Genomic DNA, 22,216 nt, shown 5'->3' on the forward strand with positions numbered 1-22,216 from the left:
CCCGTTACGTGCGAACGGAAAGTGTCCAAGATCTGGACGTCGCACGGCGGGGTCGGTCAGCCGGCCATCACCCGCTGGTGCAGCGCGGAGACCGCCGAGCGTGCCGCCACGAACGCGCCGTGCTGCCAGGCCACCTCGTGGCTGAGCCAGTCCCCGGCGAAATAGACCCGCCCGGCCGGCTGGAGCAACAGGTTGTAGCCGGCCGTGCCGTACCGGGGTGACGTCCAGGCGCCCTCGACGTAGCGGGTCCGGTCCCAGGCGTGGGAGTACGAGGTGACCAGCTCACTGCGGTACTTCTCACCGTGGATCTTCACACCCTGGCTGATCGCGCGCTCGCTGCGCTGCTCCGGCGTGAGACCGCTGTACGCCCTGGCGTTCGCTCCGGTGTTGTAGTAACCGACGACCAGGCCGCGTTTCCCGTGGAAACCGTAGGAGGGGTACCAGATGTGCGACAGGTCCAGGTCGGTCTCGGTGATGCCGCCGTAGATCCGCTGATCGGTCTCCCACCAGCGGCTCCGGTACTCCAGGCCGATCTTCCCGGAGGCGGTGACCGGGAAGTCGGCCAGGGCCGCGGTCACCGGTGTGCCGAGATTGTGCGGCACGCGAGCCATCAGGTGCGGCGGCAGCGCGGCCACGCAGTAGTCGGCGGTGACCTGCGACTGCCGGCCACCCTGCCGATAGGTCACCTCGACCCGGCTGCCCCGGTCGGTCACCCCCGTCACCTCGGCGTTGAGCCGGATCCGATGCGGGCCCACCGCCCGGGCGAGGGCGCGGGGGATCTGGTCCATCCCGCCGACCGGCTGGAACATCAGCATGGCCTGGTCGTAGCCGAACTCGAAGGAGAAGTACCTGCCCACATTGCTGGCGAACACGTCGGAGAGTGCCGGCGGCGCCCCTAGCAGGCTTCCCACGTCGTTGCCCGCGCCGGGATAGGCGGAGTAGCCGCGACGGTTGGTCCCGGTGTACGCCCAGTCGCTGGTCCGTCCGCCGATCGCGCCGAAGCTCTGCAGGAACGACAGCAGACGGTCGCGGTCCTCGGTGGTGAGCCGGGCGTCCAGCGCGCCCTGGTCGGTGGCCTTCGCGAGCAGTTCCGAGACGTAGCCGTACACGTCGGCCTTGGCGGTGCGGTACCGGACCGGACCGGTCATCCCGGCGGACTCGTTGTAGATCAAGGCGTCGGCGTTCTGGTTGGTGAAGACCTCGATGGGTACGCCGAGCTCCCGGCAGTAGTCCATCGTGACCATCCATTGTGCGATGCGCCCCGGCCCGGCGTTGAAGTAGACCCCGTCGGAGAAGCCCGCCCGCTGGGTACGCCCGTCGAGGTCCGTCTCGACGTCGCCGCCCCGAATGGTCAGGTTCCGCCCACCGACGCGGTGCCGCGCCTCAAGGATGGTGCAGTGGTAGCCCGCCTTGCCCAGCTCGTACGCCGCGGTGAGCCCGGCGATGCCGCCGCCGAGAACGACCACGCTGGCGCCCGGACGCCCGGTGAGAGTGAAGTCGGACCGCTCCGGCGGCCGGAATGCCGGGGTGACCGCCGCTGCAGCGCTCGGGGCCAGCCCCATGGCGCCCATGGTGGCGAGCATCGCTCCGGCACCGCCGCTGATTCCGACCGTACGCAGGAACCCACGCCGGCTGACCATCGACTGCGTCTGATCGCTCATAACGGCCTCCCCTACAAGATCGACTCGCATGAGTCTGCAGAGGATCTGTTACGCGGTTCACGCATCGCCGTTTCCGGCGGGTATCGCCTCGCCGTGCGATCCGGGCGGCACTTTCCGTCGGCTCGGATCGGGGCGGTTGCGGTCGGCGGCTAGCCCGGCAGGGCGCGGGTCACGACGGTGAGGTCGGCGACCAGGCCCTCGTACGCCTTGTCCTGGTCATCGGCCCGCAGGACGGCGGACGGGTGGATGGTCGCCAGCAGCCGAGCCTGCGGCACGTCGGCCCGCTTCCCGGCGTTGTCCACCGGCACCTGCCGGAAGTCCGCGGGGTGTTGGGCCGACTCCGGCCAGGGCAGTAGCTCGCCCCGCTGCCGGGTGACCCGGAAGGACGGGCCGAGCAGCGCCTTGGCGGCGGTCGCGCCGAGCACCACCACGATCTCGGGGCGCAACCGGGCGAACTCGGCGACCAGCCAGGGCCGGCAGGCGGTGATGTGCGCCTGGTCCGGGGTCTGGTGGATCCGCCGCTTGCCGCGCAGCTCAAAACGGAAGTGCTTTACGGCATTTGTGAGGTACAGCTGACCCGGGTCCAGCCCGGCGTCGTCGACCGCGCGGCGCAGCAGGCGGCCGGCCGGGCCGACGAAGGGCAGCCCCTTCTGGTCCTCCATGTCGCCGGGCTGCTCGCCGACCAGCACCACGCGGGCGCTCTCGTCGCCCCGGCCGAAGACCGTCTGCGAGGCGTCCCGGTACAGCTCACAACCCCGGCAGCCACCGGCGGCGGTGCGCAGGTCGTCGATCGTGTCGGCGTCGGGCGGGATGAACCGCTGGGCGCCCGGAGCGCTCCCGGTCTGCTCGGCCATGCCGACTGTTATATACCCGTTCGATGCTCGTCGCCGGGTACGCCCCGACGCGCCGGCCGCCTCGCGTCAGTACCCGTTACCGCCCCCGTCCCCGCCGGACGCGATCGCGATCAGCACGATGACGATGATGATGATCGCCACCGCGATGGCGATCCAAATCCCCTTACGAGCCCCACCAGAAGCCATATCCCCACACCTCCGGGCGCCCGCATACCCGTCTCCCCCGCCGCAAACCCCCGCGACGGGACGGGTCAGGTGGGGAAGCCCTGGGTGGGGGGTGGGTTTTCGGCTTGGGCCAGGGCTGCGGCCAGGGGGGCCAGGTCGGTGGTGTCCAGGGAGCTGACGGTGATGCGCAGGGCGGGCGGGGCGGCGATCCGGTAGAGAGCGCCGGGTGCCACCGCCCAGCCGGCGTCGCGGAGCGCGGTCACCGTGCTGGTCTCGTCCACGACCGGCAGCCAGACGTTGATGCCGCTGCGACCGTGCGCGGTCAGGCCGTGCCCGGCCAACGCGGCGAGCAGCCCTTCGCGCCGCCGCTCGTAGCTCAGCGCCGCGCGCTGCACCAACTCGGTGACCGCCGGGTCCCGCCACAGGGCGAGCACCAGGCGTTGCAGAACTGTGGAGACCCAGCCGGCGCCGACCCGGGTACGGCCACTCACCCGGGCCACCGTCGTCTCGTCGCCGACCAGCACCGCCATCCGCAGGTCCGGGCCGAAGGGCTTGCTCACCGAGCGGACGAAGGCCCAACTCACTGTCGCACCGGCGAGCGGATGCAGGGGTACGCGGGCCAGCTCGGCGGCGTGGTCGTCCTCGATCAACAGCAGGTCCCGTCGGCCGGCGAGCAGCGTCCGCAGCGCCTCGGCGCGGGCCGCGGAGACGGCGGCGCCGGTCGGGTTCTGCGCCCGGCTGGTGACGATCAGCGCCCGCGCTCCGGCGGCGAGCGCCGCGGCCACCCCGGCGACCAACGGCCCCTCGTCGTCCAGCGGTACGCCGATCGGGCGCAGCCCCAGCGCGGCGACCAGGTCGAGCAGGTTGGCCCAGCCCGGGTCCTCGACCGCCACCGCGTCACCGGGGCGCAGGTGGGCGCCGAGCAGCCGCTCGATGCCGTCCAGCGCCCCGCCGGTGAGGGTCAACTCCCCGGCCGGTACGCCGTCGGCGCGCAGCCGGGCGCGGGCCGCCTCGGCCAGTTCGGGCAGCACTCCGGCATCGGAGTAGCCGACCGACGGGCCGCTGTCGGCGGCGAGCGCCGCCAGGTGCGGGCCCAGCGGGGGAAGCAGCCGGGGGTCGGGTTCACCTCGGGACAGGTCTCGGGCGCCGGGCAACGGTGCGGGGCGCAGCGCGGAGCGGCGGGCGGCCACCGGCGGGCGGGGGCGTACCCGGGTGCCGTGCCGACCGGCGGTGGCGAGCAGGCCGCGCTGGCGTAGCTCCTGGTAGGCGCGGGCGACGGTGGCTGGGCTGACCCCCAACTCGGCGGCGAGTGCCCGCACGGGCGGCAGGGCGGCCCCCGGCGACAGTGCGCCGGTACGGATGCCCGACTCGATGCTGGCCGAAATCTCGACGGCTGTCGTACCGGTGAGCTGATAGTGTGCTGACACAAATAAGAGATTGTACTAGAACAAAGGGGCGCGCGCATGTATCCACCCACCGCCCGGACCACACCCCACCGTTCCCGCGACAAGATGAGCTACGACCGGGCCGCCGCCCACGCCCTGCTCGACGAGGCGTACGACTGCGCACTCAGCTTCGTCGTCGACGGCCAGCCACGGGTGCTGCCCACCCTGCACGTCCGCATCGGCGACACCCTCTACCTGCACGGGTCCACCGGCAGCCGGCCACTGCTAGCCGCCCGGGGCGACGACGGGCTGCCGGTCTGCGTCGCGGTGACAGTGCTCGACGGGCTGGTCTACGCGCGCTCCCAGTTCCACCACAGCGCCAACTACCGCTCGGTCGTCGCCCACGGCACCGCCCGACTGGTCACCGACGAGCGGGAGAAGCTCGCCATGCTCACCGCGCTTGTCGAGAAGGTCGGCGCCGGACGCAGCACCGCCACCCGTCCGCCCAGCCGACGCGAGCTGGCCGAGACCGCCGTACTGGCGTTGCCCCTGCGGGAGGTGTCCGTCCGGGCCCGCGCCGGCGGGGTTCGCGAGGACGAGGCCGACCTGCACCTGCCGCACTGGGCCGGCGTGCTGCCGCTGCGCCTCACCGCCGGGCCACCCGAACCGGACGCCGGGGTCACCGCGCCGCTGCCGGCGTACCTGCGGACGCCCCGCACGCCCTGGCACGACCCCGTGCCGCTGCACGGCGAGCACGTTCGGTTGGAGCCGCTGGAGTTGGCGCACACCGACGAGTTGCACACCGCCACCGCGGACGAGGAGGTGTGGCGGCACCTCAGCGTCGCGGCGCCCACCGCCCCCGCCGAAACCGCCGCGGTGATCGGCACCGCCCTGGCCGCCCAACACCGGGGCGAACGGGTGGCCTGGGTGCAGCGGTGCGCGGCGACCGGGGCGGTGGTGGGCACCACCTCCTACTACGACATCGACCCGGAACGCCGGGCGGTGGCGATCGGGCACACCTTCCTCGGCCGGCCCTGGTGGCGTACCGGGATCAACACAGAGGCGAAGTTGCTGCTGCTCAGTCGGGCCTTCGACGACCTGGGCGCGGTACGGGTCGCCTGGCACACCGACATCCGCAACGTCCGCTCCCAGGCGGCCATCGAACGGCTCGGCGCGACCCGGGAGGGGGTGTTGCGGATGCACAGGCAACGCCCGGACGGCTCCTGGCGGGACACCGTGCAGTACGCGATGACCGTCGACGAGTGGCCGAACGCACAGGCCAGGCTGCGAAAAAGACTTCTGCGGACGGCACCGGTGGCGTGATGATGGCGGGCGTGCTGGGGATCACCGACATCTGGACGTACGTGCTGGGCACCGTGGCCATCATCCTGCTGCCCGGGCCGAACTCGCTCTTCGTGCTCTCCACCGCGGCCAAACGGGGCGTCGCGGTCGGCTACCGGGCCGCCGCTGGCGTGTTCGTCGGCGACGGGGTGCTGATGTTCCTCTCCGCCGCCGGGGTGGCGTCGTTGCTCAAGGCGTACCCGCCGCTGTTCATGGTGATCAAGTACGCCGGTGCCGCGTACCTCGGCTATGTCGGGGTGACCATGCTGCTCGGCGCCGCGCGGCGCTGGCGCGACCGCAACGACCCGAGCACGCCGCGGCTCATCGACGCCGCGGAGCCGGCGGCGATGCGCAGCCCGTTCCGCAAGGCGCTGGTGATCAGCCTGTTGAACCCGAAGGCGATCCTGTTCTTCATCTCGTTCTTCATCCAGTTCGTCGACCCCGGCTACGCCTGGCCGGCGCTGTCGTTCCTGCTGCTCGGGCTGATCGCGCAGGTGACCAGCGCGCTCTACCTGACCGCGTTGATCTTCGCGGGCACCTTCCTGGCCACCCAGTTCCGCCAACGCCGCCGCCTGGCGGCCGGCGGCACCACCGCGATAGCCGCCCTCTTCCTGGCCTTCAGCCTGAAGCTGGCCACCGCCAGCGCCGGCTAACCCCCGGCCCCGCACCCAGCGTCGCCGCGATCTTGCACTTTCGGTGGTCGGGACGCGTGCTTTGACCATATTTGTCTCCGCAGAAAGTGCAAGATCGCGGCGACGCTGGGCGCGGGGTAGGGCAGGGCGGGCTGGTCAGGTGCCGTCGCCGCCGGAGCCGCCGCCTCCCACGCCCGCGCCGCCGGCGGTGCCGCCGAGGCCGTAGCCCGGTCGGATCGGCTCGTCGGGGTGGCGGCTGGTGTGGGCGGACCCCGCGATCTGCGCGGACCAGTCGGCGTGGGCGGCCGCAGCGGCGTGCCGGTTGATCGCCTGGCGGATCCAGCCGTCCACTGTGGCGACCCAGTCCCGCCGGTCGGCGTCCTCGTGCCAGATCCGGAACCGGCTGATGCTCTGGTGCGTGATGCCGGCCAGCGCCAGCCGGCGATCCATCCAGAGGATCGCCTCCAGGCCCGCCGAGTTGGTCACGAAGATCACCTCCAGTTCGGTGATCGGGCCGGCGTAGAGCGGCCCCACCCAGTAGCCCCAGCGCTGGTGCAACGGCAGGGTGTGCTCCACCCCCGGCAACCCGCCCTCCTGCAACCCGGACTGGCGGATCAGGAAGCCCAGTGTGTCCAGCGCCGCCAGCACGTGCTGCTGGGTGGGGATCGGGTGCACGAAGACCGGCACCATGGCCCCCTGGTCAAGGTCGGGGTCGAGCGACACCTCGGTCCGCAGGCCCATCCGCAGACTCAGCAGTGGCACCCCGCCGAAAGTGGTCACCGGGGTCTCCCACGGCAGCGGGAACGCGAAGTCGACAGCCCGCCGCCGACCGGCCGGTACGACGAACCGGCCGGCGATCGGGAGGTGGTGGAACTGCATGAGACGGCGGGCCGCGGCCGGGTCATCCGGCTCGACAGTGGTGACGAGGCCGAGCCGGATGTGTCGCACCAGCACGTCGTCCGGGCCGGCCGCGAGGGTCACCCGCCCGGGTAGGCGCAAGCCCGGCCGGGTGCTCGGGTTGGGGAGCGTGGTCTGCACGGAGAGCCCGGTCCGACCGGACTCCGGGGACACTCCCGTCAGCCGCACCGCGCCCTCCCGCCAGGCTGGGTGGCCTCGCCGTCGCGAGGCCACCTCAACTGTCGCGGATCCAGCGCAAGATCACCCCAGCTCTCGTGGATCCGGCGCAAGATCACCCCAACCTCGACGGAACGCGACCACCCATCCGATTCATCGCAAACGCCGCCCGCGCGGGACCGTGTCGGTCTCGTCGTCGAACTCCCCGATGACCTCCTCCAGGAGGTCCTCCAGAGCCACGAAGCCGATCGGACGGGCCGGACCACCGCCGTTGCGCACCAACGCGAGCTGTGACTGCCGGGCCCGCATCGCCGCCACCGCCTCGGTCACCGAGGACGTCGCGGGCAGGGTGAACGCGGGCGTCATCAGCTCCCCGGCGGTGGCGACCCGGCCGGTGGTGACCACCCGTACCGCCTCCCGGACGTGCACGAGGCCGCACACGTCGCCCGCCTCGTCGAGCACCGCGAGCCGGGATCGGCCGCTGTCCCGGCTGACCTCCTCGATCCGCTCGGCCGGGTCGTTCCGGCGGACGGTGACCATGGTGGCGAACGGTTCCATCACCTGCGCCACCGACGTGCCCTGCAACTCCAGCATGCTGGTCAGCAGTTGGTGCTGCTCGGCGCCGAGCAGCCCGTGCTCACGGGACTGCTCCAGCAGGATCCGCAGCTCGTCCGGCCCGTGCACCTGGGCGAGCTGGTCCTGCTGGTTGACGCCGAACAGCCGCAGGATCGCGTTGGCCAGGGCGTTCAGCGCGGAGAGCACCGGCCGGGAGACCCGGGCGAAGGCGCGGAACGGCAACGCGAGCAGCGTCGCCGAGCGCTCCGCGTCGGTGATCGCCCACGACTTCGGCGCCATCTCCCCCACCACCAGGTGCAGGAAGGTCACCACCCCGAGGGCGAAGACCAGGGCGACCAGGTGACTGGCCGCGTCCGGTAGGCCCACCGCGTGCAGCAGGGGGCTGAGCAGGTGCTCGATCGCCGGCTCGGCCAGCGCGCCGAGACCCAGGGTGCACAGCGTGATGCCGAGCTGCGCGCCGGCCAGCATCAGCGACAGCTCGCGGACGCCATCCAGCGCGGCGCGTGCCGCTCGACCACCGTTCGCCGCCGCCTGCTCCAGGCGGTAGCGCTTGCTGGCCACCAGGGCGAACTCGGCGGCCACGAAGAACCCGTTCAGCGCCAGCAGGATCACCGAACTGAACAGCGCGATCCCGGGGCTCACGCGCTCACCCCCGGTTTGGTCAGCTGCAACCGCACCGAGTCGGCCACGTGCCGGTCCACCGCCAGCACCTCGACCAGCGCCCGGGGTTCCATCTCGTTGTCCTCGCCGTCCGCCCCCTCGGGTTGCAGGCTGATCTCCAGCCGGTCACCGACCTCCGGCACCCGGCCCAGCTCCCGCATCACCAACCCGGACAGGGTGTCGTACTCGGGGGCCTCGGGCAGTGCGATACCTGTGCTGTCGGCGACCTCGTCGATCCGCCAGCGGGCCGGCACCACCCAGGACCCGTCGTCCTGCCGGGCCGGTGCCCGCTCCGGTGGGTCGTCCTCGTCGCGGATCGGGCCGACCAGCTCCTCGGCGATGTCCTCCAGCGTGATGACGCCGGCGAAGCCGCCGTACTCGTCGACCACGCACGCCATCTGCCGGTGCCCGGACCGCAGACGGTCGAGCACCGTGGGCAGGGGCAACGTCTCCGGCACGAGCAGCGGCGGCCCGGCCACCGCGCTCACCGGGGTGGTGGCCCGCTCCCCCGGGGGTACGCCGAGCACGTCGGCGATGCCGACGATGCCGAGCAGGTCGTCGACGCCCTCCGCACCGCGAACGGGGAAGCGGGAGTGGCCGGTGTCCAGCAGTTCGACCACCCGGCTGACCGGTTCGTGCGCCCGTACGGTGTGCACGTCGACGCGGGGCACCATGGCCTCGCCGGCGGTCAGCTCGCGGAAGTCCAGACCTCGGTCGAGCAGCGTGGACATCTCGGCGTCGAGGCTGCCCTCCTCGCGGGACTCGGCGATGATCTGTTCCAGGTCCGCCGGGGTGGCGCCGCTGGGCAACTCCTCGATCGGTTCAATACCGATTCGGCGCAGCAGACGGACCGATGCCCGGTCGAAGAGCCGGATCAGCGGCCCGGCGACGGCCAGGTAGATCAGGGTGGATCGGCTCAGCGCCCGGGCCAGTTGCACGGCCCGTGCGATGGCCAGGTTCTTCGGGGCCAGCTCACCGAGGACCATCTGCACGATGGTGGCGATGACCAGGGCCAACCCCACCGACAGGGGCAGGCTGACCGCCTCGCTGACGCCGGCCACGCCGAGCAGGTCGGCGAGGCCGCCGCCCAGGTACGGCTCGGCGACGTAGCCGACCAGCAGCGCGGTGACGGTGATGCCGAGTTGGGCGCCGGAGAGCATGAAGGAGAGCCGGCTGGTGACGGTCAGGGCCCGGGCGGCGGCCTGATCGCCGTCATCGGCGAGCTGGCGCAGCTTGCCCCGGTCCACGGCGACGTAGCCGAACTCCTGCGCCACGAAGTAACCGGTGGCGGCAGTGAGAAGAATTATCAGAAGGAGACCAACGACGATCAACACGGGTCGCTCAGGGCTCCCGGGGTCGTCGGTACGGGGATATGCCGGGCACGACCCGGCTGGCTACTGCTGCCCTCCTGGGCAGAAGAGTCGATCATCCCCCCATTTTATCGGCGCTGGCTGGGACTCCGCTGGGGGTGGGCCGAAGGAGCGGATCGTCCGGTTCAGCGGGTGCCGTTGGGCGTCACGCCGGGCCCGCCGGCCCGCCGTCTGGTCCGCGTTCGGCCAGCTCATCGGCGTCGAGCAGACTCCGGTCGAGCCGCCCCGACCGGTACGCGGCCCGCCCGATCATCTGCGCCGCCACCGGCGCGGTCGCCAACTGGAAGACCGCCACCAGCAGGATCATGCCGAGGTCGGCCGGGGACCGCAGCCGCAACGCGATGCCCAGCAGCAACAGGAGCACCCCGAGTACCTGCGGCTTGGTGGCCGCGTGCATCCGGGACAGCGCATCCGGGAAACGCAGTACGCCGATCCCGGCGGCCAGAGCGAGCACCGCGCCGGCCACCAGGCAACCGGCGCCGAGCCAGTCCGCGATCGTCGCGATCACTGCTGCTCCCGGACGGCGAAGCGGACCAGCGACACCGAGCCCACGAAGCCGAGCAGGGAGAGCACCACCAGCACGGGCAGCGTGGTGGCGTGCCGGTTGACCGCCGCCTCGGCGCCCACCGCGCCGACCATCGTGGCGAGCAGCATGTCCGCGGCGATCACCCGGTCCACCAGTGACGGGCCACGGTAAAGGCGGGTCAGCGCGAGGAGCGCGGTTACCGACAGCAGTGCGGTGAGGACGACGGCCAGGAACGTGGTCACGGTCGGGTTCCCTTCTCGGGTGAGGTGACGTCGAGGTGGCGCAGTTCGGCGGTGGAGCCGACCGCGCGGACGATCCGGCGTTCGACGGCGAGCGTGCGGGCCCGGGCCACGTCCAGGTCCCCGGGGCCGTGGGTGTCCAGGACGTGCAGGTAGAGCGTTCCGGAGTCCCGGTCCACCTCGAGGATCAACGTGCCTGGCACCAACGAGACCGCCTCGGCGGTGAGCGCCAGGTTCAGGTCGGTGGCCACCCGCAACCGGACCGCGATGATCGCCCCGCGCGGTCGGTAGCCGGGCTGCACGGCGATCCGGGCGATGTGCAGGCTCGCGCTGACCAGCTCGACGGCGAACCGGCCCGCGAACACCAGCAGCGCCCACGGCCGTATCCGGCCACCGAAGCTGACCGCCGGCAGCGGGTAGAACATCAACACGGCCGCACCCACCAGCAGGCCACCGACCAGGTTGGCCCAGGTGATGTCGCCCCAGAGCAGGTTCCAGACCACCACCAGCCACCCGAGCGCCACCGCCTGGTCCCGCCAGCGCCCGAGCCGGCCCCGCCCCATCACGGCGGGCCCGCGGGTGTCGGGAGCCGGCTCCGGGGAGCCGGTCACGGCACACCGCCCGGTAGCACGGCACGGACGTACGGGGTGCGCAACCGCAGGTCCTCGGCAGCGTCGGCGGTGACGTCGAACAGCGGACCGGCCAGAACTGTCAACGCCAGCCCGATGGCGACCAGGGCCACCGTGGCGCCCACCATCAGCCTCGGCAACTGGACGACCGGCTCGCTGGTGGCCAGCCGGGGCGCACGCCAGAAGGCGATGTTCCACACCCGGGACGCCACGTACAGGGTGAGCAGGCTGGTCAGCGTGCCGGCCGCGACCAGCATCCCGGGCAGCGGCCCGCCGGCCGCCACCCCGGCCTGGAGCAGGCCGAGTTTGCCGAGGAAGCCGGAGAACGGTGGCACTCCGGCGAGATTCATGGCCGGGACGAAGAAGAGCACCCCGAGCAGCGGCGCCACCCGGGCCAGCCCGCCGATGCGACGCAGGTCGGTGCTCCCGGCGCGCTCCTCGACGAGCCCGGCGACGAGGAACAGCGTGGTCTGGATGGTGATGTGGTGCACCACGTAGAAGATCGCGCCGGAGAGCCCGGCGGCGGTGCTCAACGCCACTCCGAAGATCATGTAGCCGATGTGACTGACCAGGGTGAACGAGAAGAGTCGCTTCAGGTCGGACTGGGCCACCGCGCCGAGGATGCCGATCACCATGGTCAACCCGGCGACGATCATGAGCAGCACGTGGGCGCGCCCACCGGGAAACAGCAACGTCTCGGTGCGGATGATCGCGTAGACGCCCACCTTGGTGAGCAGTCCCGCGAAGACGGCAGTGACCGGGGCCGGCGCGGTGGGGTAGCTGTCCGGCAGCCAGGCCGACAGGGGGAAGACCGCCGCCTTGATCGCGAAGGCCAGCAGCAACATCAGCTCCAGGGCCAGTCGGACGCCGTCGGGCAGGTCGTCGAGGCGCTGGGCGAGCTGGGCGAGGTTGAGCGTGCCGGTGGCCGCGTACACCAGACCCACCGACGTCAGGAAGATCATCGAGGAGAGAATGCTGACCACCACGTACGTCGATCCGGTCCGGATCCGGGTCTCGGTGCCACCCAGGGTGATCAGCACGAAGCTGGCGGCCAGCAGGATCTCGAACCCGACGAAGAGGTTGAACAGGTCACCGGCCAGGAACGCGTTGGTGACGCCCGCGGTGAGCACCAGGTACGTCGGGTGGAAGATCGACACCGGCGAGCTCTCGCTCGTGTCGCTGCGACCCTGGCCGATCGAATAGAGCAGCACGCAGAGGGTCACCGCCGAGGACACCACGAGCATCAGCGCGGCGAGCTGATCGGCCACCAGAACGATGCCGACCGGTGCCGGCCACGCACCGACGGCCACCACCACCGGCCCGTGCCGGTACGCCTGCACCAGCAGCAGCACCGACACCGTGAGCGTGCCACTCAGACACAGCACGCTGATCGCGCGCTGGAGTCGGGGCTTCCCGGCCAGCAGCAGGGTCAGCGCCGCACCGAGCAGCGGCACCACCACCGGCAGCGGCACCAGGTTGCTCATCACGCGTCATCCCCGCGTCGCAGCCGTCGGCGGGCCGGCTCGGGATCGACCTGTTCCGGGTCACCGTTCGGGCCCTCCCCACCGAGGTCGACCGCGCCCACCTCGTTGCGCCTGGCCCGGCGGATGATCTGCCGGTCCTCCAGGTCGTCGGGCACCTCGTCATCGCCGGAGAGATACCAACTCCGGTACGCCACCGCGAGCAGGAAAGCGGTGAACCCGAAGGTGATCACGATGGAGGTCAACACCATCGCCTGCGGCAGCGGGTCACTCATCCGCTGCACCGGCGCGGTGCCGACGATCGGCGCCTCGCCCGCCCGCCCGCCCAACAGGATCAACAGGTTCACCCCGTTGCCGAGCATGATCACCCCGAGCAGGATCCGGGTCAGGCTGCGCTCCAACAACAGGATCACCCCGCACCCGACCAGCACCGCGACGGCCAGCACCAGCACCAACGTCGGCCCCGCGGCGCTCGCCGTCACGGTGCCACCTCTGTTCGCGACTGCGGGGCTCGCAAACCCGGCTCACTCCTCGCGCTCACGGTGCCACCTCTGTTCGCGACTGCGGGGCTCGCAAACCCGGCTCACTCCTCGCGCTCACGCCCGTTCTCCCTTGTCGACGGTCAGACCGCCGGTAACCGCTCCGGTGGCTTCGATGTGCCGGTCCACCTCGGCGCCGAGGCTGCGCAGGATGTCCAGCACCAACCCGATCACGACCAGGTACACGCCGATGTCGAAGAAGAGAGACGTGACCAGGTGGGTCTCGCCGATCAGTGGCAGCGGCCGGTCGACCTTGGCGCTCTCCAGCACCGACCCACCGACCAGCAGTGCCACCACGCCACTGCCCACCGACATGGCCAGCCCGGCGCCGAGGATCGCGCCGGCACCGATCGGGGCCGCCTCGGTCAGCTCGTACCGGCCGCCGGCCAGATAGCGGACCACCAGGGCGAGACCCGCCACCAGCCCACCGGCGAACCCGCCGCCCGGCGCGTTGTGCCCGGAGAAGAGTAGGAACAGTGAGAACAGCACAACGGTGTGGAAGATCAGCCGGGTGACCACCTCCAACACGATCGAGCGGCGCTCCTCGTAGAGGGTGGGGCCACCACGCAGCCACACCGGCCGGCCGCGTCCACCCACCCGCTGGTCCGAATCGGGCCGGCGCGGCCGTGGCCCGGTGCGGGAGCGTTCGAAGATCAGGCTGGCCACCCCTGTCGCGGCCACCACCAGCACCGCCAGCTCGCCCATCGTGTCCCAGGCCCGGATGTCGACAAGGGTCACGTTGACCACGTTGCGGCCGTACCCGTGGGCCACCGCCAGATCCGGGAAGGCCGCGGAGATGTCCGGTGCCCGGCGGGCGCCGACGGCGGTGAGGGCCAGCCCGGCGGCCACCACACCCGCGGCCACCCCGATCACCCGACGGACCCAGCGGGTACGGCGCAGCGGGCGGGCCGAGAACCGCTCGGGCAGGCGACGCAGCACCAGCACGAAGACCGCGATCGTCGAGGTCTCCACCAGAAACTGGGTGAGCGCCAGGTCGGGCGCTCCGTGCAGCACGAACAGCATCGCCGTGCCGTAGCCGGTCATGCCCACCAGCAGCATCGCGGTCAGCCGGCGACGGGCGCCGACCGCCAGCACCGCCGCCACCGTGATCACCAGGACGACCACCGGTTGCAGCGCGCTGTCCCAGAGCGGGAGCCGCGCCCGCCAGGGGCCGGCGGAGAGCATCGCCGTACCGGGCACCAGCACCAGGGTGACCAGGATGATGCCCAGATACTGCGGCAGGGAGCCCCGCTGGGTCGCGCCGGTGACCTCGATGGCCAGCCGGTCGAACCGGGCGACGACCCACTCGTACCCCTGGTTGCCCCCCACCGGTGACCGGAGCCGGGCCAGCACCGGGGCGAGCGGCCCGCGCACGGCGAAGAGCACGCCGCCGCCGACGAGCGCCAGCACGGACAGGCCGAGCGCCGGGGTCGGTCCGGCCCAGAGCGCCAGGTGCGCGTCGACTCCGCCGAGCAGATCGGCGTACGGCCGCAGCAGGTCGTCGAGCACGCTCGCGGCCGGCCCGGCGAGCAGACCGGCACCGGCGAGCACCGCGGGCGGGACCAGTAGCGACTTGGCGATCGACCCCGGCGGTACCGGCGCCACACCCGGCCGGTCGGCGAACGCGCCCCAGAGGAAGCGGGCGCTGTACGCGACGGTGAGCACCGTCCCGGCGACCAGTCCGGTGAGGAGCGCCGGTTGGTCGGTGAACGCTCCGAACACCGCCTCCTTGGCGACGAAGCCGACAAGCGGCGGCACTCCGGCCATCGACGCCGCGGCCAGTACGGCGACCACGAACAGCGGCCGGGACCAGCGCCGCAGCCCGGACAGCTCGCGCAGGTCACGGGTGCCGGCTTCGTGATCGATGATGCCGACGACCAGGAACAGCGCCGCCTTGAACAGGGCGTGCGCCAGCAGCATCGCGGTGCCGGCCAGAGCGGCGTCCGGGGTGCCCGAGCCGGTCACCGCGACCAGCAGGCCGAGCTGACTGACCGTCCCGTACGCCAAAAGCAGCTTGAGGTCGGTCTGGCGCAGCGCGGCCCAACCGCCGAGCAGCATGGTCGCCACGCCGGCGACCTGCACCAGTGGCCGCCACGGGCCGACCGTGGCGAGCACCGGCGCGAGAAGCCCGACCAGGTAGACGCCGGCCTTGACCATGGCGGCGGCGTGCAGGTAGGCGCTGACCGGTGTGGGCGCCGCCATCGCGACCGGCAGCCACGAGCTGAACGGCAGCACCGCCGACTTGGACAGCGCGCCGGCCAGGATCAGCAGCACGGCACCCACCAGGTACCCGCCGCCGGGCAGCGGCTGGGCGCTGATCTCCGACCAGCGGTAGGTACCGGCGTGCTCGCCCAGCATGATGAAGCCGACAAGCATGGCGAGACCGCCCAGCGTGGTGACTGTCAACGCCTGCGCCGCCGCCCAACGGCTGGACCGCCGTTCGGTGCTGTGCCCGATCAGCAGGTACGAGAAGATCGTGGTCAGCTCCCAGCCGACGTAGAGCAGCAGCAGGTCGTCGGCGAAGACCAGGACGAGCATCGCGCCGGCGAAGGCGACCAGGACCGCGGCGAACTGCGCCAGCCCGGTGGAGCCGGCGCTGAAGTAGCGGGCGCTGTAGACCAGCACCAGCGCGCCGACGCCGCCGATCAGCAGCGTCATCAGCCAGGACAGCGTGGTGAGCCGGAACGCGATGTCGAGGCCCAACTGCCGTATCCACGGGTACGTCTCGACCACCGCCCCGCCGTCGGCGACGGCCGGGGTGCGGGCCACCGCCCAGCAGAACGCGGCGGCCGGCGCGAGCGCCAGCGGGTAGCACGCGCGCGGACCCCACCAGCGGACGAGCAGGGGCGCGGCGAGGGCCGCCACGAGGTGGAGGATGAGCAGTACCAGCACCTGCGCTCCCGATCGACATGGCCGACGCCCGTGGCAGCGGTGGCGCCTAGCAGCGATCAGACGCCAGTTCGTTCCCCGCCGGGCGGTTTTGCCGGAATTCGCTCGGTAGCCGCCGCGTGGTGCCTGTGCCGGGAGGTGGTCAGCGCAGCAGGGCGCTGTTGAGGGGCTGCGCCTCGTCGAGGGCGGGGTGATCGCGGCGCGGCTCGGCCAGCAGGTCGGGGCGGCCGAGTTGGCGGGCGACCCGGTCGACCACCCGTTCGGCGGCGGTCAGCGACCGCACCGAGAGCAGGCGGCCGCGGCTCTCGCGACGCAGCACGAAGTAGTGGACGGCGACGCGGACCTGACCCCGATCGGCGGCGCTGGCCTGGGCGGTGCAGAGGACCAGCTCGCGCAGGCAGCGGGCGAGGCGTTCGGCGAGCTCGAGCTCGGGGCCGTGCAGACCGGCGCGGAGCGTGGCGAGGTGGCTGTCGACCTTGCGAATCAGCACGTCGGTGCCGCGTGCGACGGTGCGCTGCTCGGCGGCCATCACATCCCCTCACCCCGGTTCGCGTTGGGGGTGAAGTTACTTTATGTTGCTCCTTAGAAGCAAGCAGTTAAGTGAGACTTAACGCATTAAGCGCACGTTCCACGCTTTTTGCCTTTCCCTCGCCCAATCCGTCGTGAGGTCGCTCGTGGATGTCGGACCTGCGGGGCACGATGGACCGGTGACCGGGGCAGACGCAGACGCCGGCGCGGTGCTCGGCGGGTTCGGCCCGGCCACCCGCGCCTGGTTCGACAACGCTTTCGCCGCCCCGACCGCCGCGCAGACCGGCGCCTGGCGGTCGGTCGCCGCCGGTCGCAACGCCCTCGTGGTGGCGCCCACCGGTTCGGGCAAGACGCTCGCGGCCTTCCTCTGGTCACTCGACCGGCTCGCCCGCGAGCCGGTCCCGACCGAGGCCCGCCAGCGGTGCCGCGTGCTCTACGTCAGCCCGCTCAAGGCCCTCGCCGTCGACGTGGAGCGCAACCTGCGTGCCCCGCTGGCCGGCATCCGGCAGGCGGCCACCCGGCTGGGCGTCGCTCCACCCGACATCACCGTCGGCATGCGCACCGGCGACACCCCCGCCGACGAGCGACGAGCGTTCGCCCGCACCCCGCCCGACATCCTCATCACCACGCCCGAGTCGCTCTTCCTGCTGCTCACGTCCGCGGCTCGCGACTCGCTGCGCGGCGTCCAGACGGTGATCGTCGACGAGGTGCACGCGGTGGCCGGCAGCAAACGCGGCGCCCACCTCGCCCTCTCCCTCGAACGCCTCGACGAGCTGCTGCCCGCCCCGGCGCAGCGCATCGGCCTCTCGGCCACCGTCCGGCCGATCGACGCCTGCGCGCAGTTCCTCGGCGGCGCCCGCCCGGTCGACGTGGTCCAGCCGGCCACCCCGAAGACCATCGAGGTCAGCGTGCAGGTCCCGGTGGAGGACATGACCCGCCTGGACGAGCAGGAACAGCCACCGGAGGACGACCTCGGCGGCCCCGGGCCACGTCGGGCGTCGATCTGGCCGGCCGTGGAGGAGCGGGTCTTCACGCTCATCGGGCAGCACCGCTCGACAATCGTCTTCACCAACTCCCGCCGCAGCGCCGAGCGCCTCTGCGCCCGGTTGAACGAGCTGGCCGCCGAGGCGGTGGCCGCCGCGCCGGGCGAGGCCGCGATCGGCGTACCGGAGGGGCTGCCGGCGAGCGACGACGGCCCGGCGTCCGACGCGCAGCGCTGGGGTGGCCCCGCCGGTCCGCTGCGCAACCGGCCGCCGGCCGAGGTGATGGCCCAGTCCGGCGCGGCCACCGGCGCGGCGCCCGTGATCGCCCGCGCCCATCACGGCAGCGTCTCCCGGGAGGAGCGCAAGCACATCGAGGAGGCGCTCAAGTCCGGCCAGCTCCCGGCGGTGGTGGCCACCTCCAGCCTCGAGCTGGGCATCGACATGGGCGCGGTCGACCTGGTGGTGCAGATCGAGGCGCCGCCGAGCGTGGCCGCCGGGCTGCAACGGGTCGGCCGGGCCGGGCACCAGGTGGGCGCCGTCTCCCGTGGGGTGGTCTTCCCCAAGCACCGCGGCGATCTGCTCTCCTGCGCGGTGGTCGCCGAGCGGATGACCGCCGGCGCCATCGAGGAGCTGCACTACCCGCGCAATCCACTGGACGTGCTGGCCCAGCAGATCGTCGCGATGGTGGCGTTGGAGCCGTGGTCGCTCGGCGACCTGGCCGTGCTGGTCCGCCGGGCCGCGCCCTTCGCCGAGCTGCCCGACTCGGCGTTGCACGCCGTGCTCGACATGCTCTCCGGTCGCTACCCGTCCACCGCCTTCGCCGAGCTTCGCCCCCGACTGGTCTGGGACCGGGCGACCGACCTGCTCACCGGCCGCCAGGGCGCGCAGCGACTCGCGGTGACCAGCGGCGGCACCATCCCCGACCGGGGCCTGTTCGGGGTGTTCCTGGCCGGCGCCGAGCGGGCCGCCCGGGTCGGCGAGCTGGACGAGGAGATGGTCTACGAGTCCCGGGTCGGCGACGTCTTCCTGCTCGGCTCCTCCTCCTGGCGAATCGAGGAGATCACTCCTGACCGGGTGCTGGTCTCGCCCGCCCCGGGGCAGGCCGCGCGCATGCCGTTCTGGAAGGGCGACCAGCTGGGTCGGCCGGTGGAGCTGGGCCGGGCCATCGGCGCCCGGGTGCGCACCCTGCTGCGTCAGACCGACGAGGCGGCGCTGGCCGCGCTGCGCGACGGCGGGCTGGACGACTGGGCCGCCAGCAACCTGATGGCCTACCTGCGCGAGCAACGGGAGGCCACCCGTTCGCTGCCCGACGACCGCACGGTCGTGGTCGAACGCTTCCGCGACGAGTTGGGTGACTGGCGGCTGGCCGTGCACAGCGTGCTCGGTGCCCGGGTCAACGGGCCCTGGGCACTCGCGGTGGGCCGTCGGCTGGCCGAGCGGTACGGGGTGGACGCCCAGGTGATGCCCTCCGACGACGGCATCGTGGTGCGACTTCCGGACACCGCCGACGAGCCACCCGGCGCCGACGTGGTGGTCTTCGAACCGGACGAGATCACCCAGCTCGTGGAGGAGTCGGTCGGCACCTCGGCGCTCTTCGCCGCCCGTTTCCGGGAGTGCGCCGCACGATCACTGCTGCTGCCGCGCCGCGACCCGCGCCGCCGCCAGCCGCTCTGGCAGCAACGGCAACGCGCCGCGCAACTGCTCGACGTCGCCCGCGAGTACGCGGACTTCCCGGTCACCCTGGAGGCCGCCCGGGAGTGCCTCCAGGACGTCTTCGACCAGCCGGCGCTGGCCGGGCTGATGCGTGACCTGGCCACCCGCAAGGTGCGGCTGGTCGAGGTGGAGACCAGCGCGCCGTCCCCGTTCGCGCGGTCGCTGCTCTTCGGCTACGTCGGCGCGTTCCTCTACGAGGGCGACGCCCCGCTCGCCGAGCGCCGCGCGGCCGCACTCGCCCTCGACTCCACACTCCTCGGCGAGTTGCTCGGCCGGGTCGACCTGCGGGAGTTGCTCGACCCGGCGGTGCTCACCGAGACCGACCGGCAGCTGCGGTGGCTGACCGAGCAGCGCCGCCCCCGCGACGCCGAAGACGTCGTCGAGCTGCTGCGGGTGCTCGGTGACCTGAGCGACGCCGAGTTGACCGAGCGGGGTGTGTCGGAGGCGTGGCTCGACGAGCTGGAGGCGACCCGCCGGGTGCTGCGGGTCCGAATCGCGGGCGAGCAGCGCTGGGTGGGCGTCGAGGACGCCGCCCGTCTGCGCGACGCCCTCGGCGTGGCGCTGCCGATGGGGGTGGCCGAGGCGTACCTCGCCCCGGTGGCCGATCCGCTCGGTGACCTGGTGGCCCGCTACGCCCGAACCCACGGGCCGTTCGCCGCGGCCAGCTGCGCGGCCCGGTTCGGGCTCGGCGTGTTCGTCGTCGAGCAGGCGCTGCGCCGGCTCGGCGCGACCGGGCGGGTGGTCTCCGGGGAGTTCACCCCGGATTCGGCCGGCGCTCAGTGGTGCGACGCCGAGGTGCTACGGATGCTGCGCCGCCGCTCACTCGCGGCGCTGCGCCGGGAGATCGAGCCGGTGCCGCCCCGGGCGCTGGCGACGTTCCTGCCCCGTTGGCAGCAGGTCGGCTCGTCCGCCCGAGGTGTGGAGGCGCTCGCCGCCACCGTGGAGCAGTTGCAGGGCGCTGCGGTGCCGGCGTCCGCCCTGGAGCGGTTGGTGCTGCCCGCACGGGTCGCTGACTACTCCCCCGCCCAGCTCGACGAGCTGTGCGCGAGCGGGGAGGTGCTCTGGGCGGGGTCGGGCGCGATCTCCGGGGGCGACGGCTGGGTCACCCTGGCGTACGCGGACGCCGCGCCGCTGCTGCTTCCGCCGCCCGACGAGGCGTTGACCCGCACTCCGCTGCACGACGCGGTGCTGGACGCGCTCGGCGACGGGCAGGCCCTGTTCTTCCGCCCGCTGGCCGACCGGGTCGGCTCGACCGACGACGCCGCGCTGACCGGGGTGATCTGGGACCTGGTCTGGGCGGGGCACCTCAGCAACGACACCCTCGCCCCGCTGCGCGCGGTGCTCGGCGCCGGCGGCGCCCACCGCTCCCGGCCGTCCGCGCCTCGCACCCGGTACCGGCGGCCCGGTCGGGTGGCGCTGCCGACCCGGGGTGGCCCGCCGACTGTCGCCGGCCGCTGGTCGCGTCTCCCGGACCGGGACCTCGACCCGACCCGACGGGCCGCCGCGCTGGCCGACCTGCTGCTTGAGCGGCACGGGGTGGTCACCCGGGGCGCCGTGATGGCCGAGCAGGTGGTCGGTGGGTTCTCGGCGGTCTACCCGGTGCTGTCGGCGCTGGAGGAGCGCGGCGCGGCCCGCCGGGGTTACTTCGTCGAAGGGCTCGGCGCGGCGCAGTTCGCCGTACCCGGTGCGGTGGACCGGCTGCGCGCGCTGGCCGAGCCGACCGACGGTGCCCGGGGCCGGGGGGCCGTGTCCACCGTGCTCGCCGCGACCGACCCGGCCAACCCGTACGGCGCGGCGCTGCCCTGGCCGGAACGGGTGGTGGACTCCGGCGACGGGGCCGCCCCGGCGACCGGGCACCGGGCCGGCCGCAAGGCGGGCGCGCTGGTGGTGCAGGTCGGCGGTGACCTCGTCCTCTACATCGAACGCGGCGGCCGAACGCTGCTGTCCTTCAGCGACGACACCGACACGCTCGCCGCGGCCGGCAAGGCGCTCGCCGACGCCGTCCATTCCGGGGCGTTGGGCGCGTTGTCGGTGGAGCGGGCCGACGGCGAGACGGTGCACTCCTCGCCGTTGCGGGACGCGCTGACCACCGCAGGCTTCCGGGCCACCCCCCGCGGCCTGCGCCTGCGCGGCTGACGCCAGGGCCCCGCCGAGGGCAATCCCGCACAGAGCCTGATGTCGGTGAGTCATCACGATGACTCACCGACATCACACTCAAGAGAACGACATGCTTCGGCCGCGCCGGTGTCTCAGCGCAGGCCGTTGAGCACCTTCTCGTAGCGCGGCCGGTCGGCGGCGGGGGTCTTCGCCTCCAGGTAGTTCAGCACCACCGCGCCACGCTGGTACGACTGGCCGCCCCAGGTCTCGGCGATGTCACTGGCGCTGGTCTCGTCCGGGAAGACGTAGACCGTGACGGCGTCGGTGGCCATCAGCTCGGAGCAGCCCAGGCCGAGGCCGTCCGGCCCGCAGTCGACCGCGCGGTCCTTCGGGTGCGGCACCTTCAGGCCGGCGGCCCGGAACGCCTCGACGATCTGCTTCGCCCCGGGCGCGGTGGCCGGACGCTTGGGCAGCACCACCGGCGGCGGGCTGGCCGGACGCCGCTGTGTCGTGCCCTGCGCGGCGGCGGGCGGCGAGGTGGCGGCGTCGGCACCGGGCGCGGGCGAGGCCGGGGGCGTCGGCAGGTCGGTCGGGGCCGCCTCGGACGAGACGGACGGGGTCGCGTTCGGGCTTCCGTCGTCGTCACTGCCACAACCGGCGGTCAGGACGACGGCGACCAGCAGGATTCCGAGCGCGGGGAGGTTCCGAGTTGTCACCAGGGCAGTCTGCCCAACGCCATCCGGCGGCGGGAGGGGCCGGTCGGCCACTGCGCTGTCCCGTATCCGCCAGTACACCGCGTTCCACTGGGCCTGCGGGCATGTCGGTCGCGGACCTCCTCGCGGCGTCCCCGGGGGACCTCCTGCGGGTATCGGGC

General features: G+C 72.7%; 17 protein-coding genes. 3 read left to right on the top strand and 14 right to left on the bottom strand.

Features of this window, described 5'->3' with window-relative positions:
* Positions 1-56: 56 nt before the first annotated feature.
* From IW248_RS17675 to IW248_RS17685, 3 genes are all read right to left on the bottom strand, one after another.
* Complete coding sequence (locus tag IW248_RS17675; protein WP_196927881.1) at positions 57-1,661, bottom strand: flavin monoamine oxidase family protein; 1,605 nt, start codon at positions 1,659-1,661, stop codon at positions 57-59.
* A gap of 149 nt (positions 1,662-1,810) precedes the next feature.
* Positions 1,811-2,515, bottom strand: a complete 705-nt coding sequence (locus tag IW248_RS17680; RefSeq protein ID WP_196927882.1) for a UdgX family uracil-DNA binding protein — start codon at positions 2,513-2,515, stop codon at positions 1,811-1,813.
* A gap of 251 nt (positions 2,516-2,766) precedes the next feature.
* Positions 2,767-4,107: an aminotransferase class I/II-fold pyridoxal phosphate-dependent enzyme gene (locus IW248_RS17685; protein WP_196927883.1), complete on the bottom strand. Its 1,341-nt coding sequence runs from the start codon at positions 4,105-4,107 to the stop codon at positions 2,767-2,769.
* Between the two features lie 36 nt (positions 4,108-4,143).
* Here IW248_RS17685 and IW248_RS17690 point away from each other — a divergent pair, with 36 nt between their 5' ends.
* Positions 4,144-5,388, top strand: coding sequence for a bifunctional pyridoxamine 5'-phosphate oxidase family protein/GNAT family N-acetyltransferase (locus IW248_RS17690; protein WP_196927884.1), 1,245 nt, complete (start codon positions 4,144-4,146; stop codon positions 5,386-5,388).
* A complete protein-coding gene (gene leuE, locus IW248_RS17695; protein WP_196930251.1) occupies positions 5,388-6,059 on the top strand; it encodes a leucine efflux protein LeuE in 672 nt (223 codons plus the stop codon). Before IW248_RS17690 ends, leuE begins: the two co-directional genes overlap by 1 nt.
* 135 nt (positions 6,060-6,194) lie before the next feature.
* Here leuE and IW248_RS17700 read toward each other — a convergent pair whose 3' ends face one another.
* The 10 genes from IW248_RS17700 to IW248_RS17745 form a co-directional block, all read right to left on the bottom strand.
* Positions 6,195-7,124 (bottom strand): sporulation protein, encoded by a 930-nt coding sequence (locus IW248_RS17700; protein WP_196927885.1) that lies wholly within the window; start codon positions 7,122-7,124, stop codon positions 6,195-6,197.
* A gap of 141 nt (positions 7,125-7,265) precedes the next feature.
* Entirely contained in the window at positions 7,266-8,330 is a 1,065-nt protein-coding gene (locus tag IW248_RS17705; RefSeq protein ID WP_196927886.1) for a hemolysin family protein, read from the bottom strand.
* Entirely contained in the window at positions 8,327-9,682 is a 1,356-nt protein-coding gene (locus IW248_RS17710) for a hemolysin family protein (protein ID WP_196927887.1), read from the bottom strand. The genes IW248_RS17705 and IW248_RS17710 overlap by 4 nt, the downstream gene beginning before the upstream one ends.
* 181 nt (positions 9,683-9,863) lie before the next feature.
* A complete protein-coding gene (gene mnhG, locus IW248_RS17715) occupies positions 9,864-10,223 on the bottom strand; it encodes a monovalent cation/H(+) antiporter subunit G (RefSeq protein ID WP_124821420.1) in 360 nt (119 codons plus the stop codon).
* Positions 10,223-10,486: an MrpF/PhaF family protein gene (locus IW248_RS17720; protein WP_112586633.1), complete on the bottom strand. Its 264-nt coding sequence runs from the start codon at positions 10,484-10,486 to the stop codon at positions 10,223-10,225. The genes mnhG and IW248_RS17720 overlap by 1 nt, the downstream gene beginning before the upstream one ends.
* On the bottom strand, positions 10,483-11,046 hold the full coding sequence (locus tag IW248_RS17725; RefSeq protein WP_196930252.1) for a Na+/H+ antiporter subunit E: 564 nt from the start codon (positions 11,044-11,046) through the stop codon (positions 10,483-10,485). The genes IW248_RS17720 and IW248_RS17725 overlap by 4 nt, the downstream gene beginning before the upstream one ends.
* A 44-nt stretch (positions 11,047-11,090) precedes the next feature.
* Positions 11,091-12,596, bottom strand: coding sequence for a Na+/H+ antiporter subunit D (locus tag IW248_RS17730; RefSeq protein ID WP_196927888.1), 1,506 nt, complete (start codon positions 12,594-12,596; stop codon positions 11,091-11,093).
* Positions 12,596-13,075 (bottom strand): Na(+)/H(+) antiporter subunit C, encoded by a 480-nt coding sequence (locus IW248_RS17735; RefSeq protein ID WP_196927889.1) that lies wholly within the window; start codon positions 13,073-13,075, stop codon positions 12,596-12,598. Before IW248_RS17735 ends, IW248_RS17730 begins: the two co-directional genes overlap by 1 nt.
* A 114-nt stretch (positions 13,076-13,189) precedes the next feature.
* A complete protein-coding gene (locus tag IW248_RS17740; RefSeq protein ID WP_196927890.1) occupies positions 13,190-16,024 on the bottom strand; it encodes a Na+/H+ antiporter subunit A in 2,835 nt (944 codons plus the stop codon).
* Positions 16,025-16,163: 139 nt separating this feature from the next.
* Positions 16,164-16,550 (bottom strand): hypothetical protein, encoded by a 387-nt coding sequence (locus tag IW248_RS17745; RefSeq protein WP_196927891.1) that lies wholly within the window; start codon positions 16,548-16,550, stop codon positions 16,164-16,166.
* A gap of 178 nt (positions 16,551-16,728) precedes the next feature.
* On the opposite strand from IW248_RS17745, the gene IW248_RS17750 reads away from it, so the two are divergent.
* The gene (locus IW248_RS17750) at positions 16,729-21,381 is read left to right on the top strand and encodes an ATP-dependent helicase (protein ID WP_196927892.1); all 4,653 of its coding nucleotides are present in this window, start codon (positions 16,729-16,731) and stop codon (positions 21,379-21,381) included.
* A gap of 113 nt (positions 21,382-21,494) precedes the next feature.
* Here IW248_RS17750 and IW248_RS17755 read toward each other — a convergent pair whose 3' ends face one another.
* Positions 21,495-22,058 (bottom strand): hypothetical protein, encoded by a 564-nt coding sequence (locus tag IW248_RS17755; RefSeq protein ID WP_196927893.1) that lies wholly within the window; start codon positions 22,056-22,058, stop codon positions 21,495-21,497.
* Positions 22,059-22,216: the final 158 nt, after the last annotated feature.

Origin of the sequence: Micromonospora ureilytica, assembly GCF_015751765.1 — a bacterium.
In the GTDB taxonomy this organism is placed as follows: domain Bacteria; phylum Actinomycetota; class Actinomycetes; order Mycobacteriales; family Micromonosporaceae; genus Micromonospora; species Micromonospora ureilytica.